Here is a 913-nt window from a genome sequence, read left to right as displayed (position 1 = left end):
ATCACGGCGGGCGACCACTCTAGCTGTGCGTTCGCTTCCAACTGCGTGGCGACATGCTCCGCTGTCGCAATGAAGCGCAGAGCCTCAGGGCATAGCGCATTCGCTCGGTTGTCGGACGCCTTGAAGAGACGCTCGGCTTCGCGCTGTTGGTCGATACTGGCGAGTGAAAGCAGGAGCTCTGCAAGTTGTTCGGCCCGCTGGTCCTCTGCTTCAGTTCCTGCCTTGATCTCATAGAGCGAAAGCAGCCGACCGTAGCATCCGTTGCAGAGCTTCCGAGACCAATCTCCAGCGTAAACCGTGATCAACTTCGACTTCTTCGTGTCTCCGCAACGGAGACACCTGAAGGCCGTCCCCTCCGCGAACCTGTACTGTTGCAGCGGGCCGCGCGGCGGGTAGGTCTTCGTGACTGTCGACGGTACGGGCTCCATCGCTTCGTGCGTCTACTTTCCCGGACTAGCGGCGGGCCGCGCAGCGGACCGGCCGCTGCAATCGGTTGTTCGACGGACTACTCAAGCAGACTCCTAATCGTCAGTGCCGTCTTCTTCAGCTCGGCCGAGTCGAGGCCCTTGCCGTCCTCCTCCGTAGACGTAAACAGCGTCTTGCCTTCGGCGATGCCGTTCTTCCCGTACCAGGCGCGCTTCCACTCCCAACCCCGCTTGTAGTCGGGACGGCTGAGCATGCCGAGGTGCTCCCAGACAAGTAGGTCGCCATCAGCCGTGACGAACGAGAAGTCGGGGCGCAGGCGGCCCGGTACGGTCGTCCCGTCGAGCACGCGCTCGTACTCGTAGGGGATACCGAGCTGGAACAGCATGTTCGCGATCACCAGCTCCGACTTGCTGCGCACCATGTGGCCCTTCTCGGTCCGGTGGATCAGGTGCTCGGCGAAGGGCACCGAGTCGTCGGCGGCGCGAAC

Annotated in this window: 2 protein-coding genes; both read right to left on the bottom strand. The window is 62.8% G+C overall.

The annotated features are described in order from the left end of the window. On the bottom strand, positions 1-305 hold a 305-nt coding region (locus L6Q96_23185; protein ID MCK6557454.1), incomplete at its 3' end, for a hypothetical protein. A gap of 200 nt (positions 306-505) precedes the next feature. Next, positions 506-913: hypothetical protein (locus tag L6Q96_23180; GenBank protein ID MCK6557453.1), on the bottom strand; the 408-nt coding region annotated here is incomplete at its 5' end.

The sequence above is a fragment of the Candidatus Binatia bacterium genome (assembly GCA_023150935.1).
Lineage (GTDB): Bacteria > Desulfobacterota > Binatia > HRBIN30 > HRBIN30 > JAKLJW01.
This window is presented reverse-complemented; position numbering and strand designations above follow the sequence as displayed.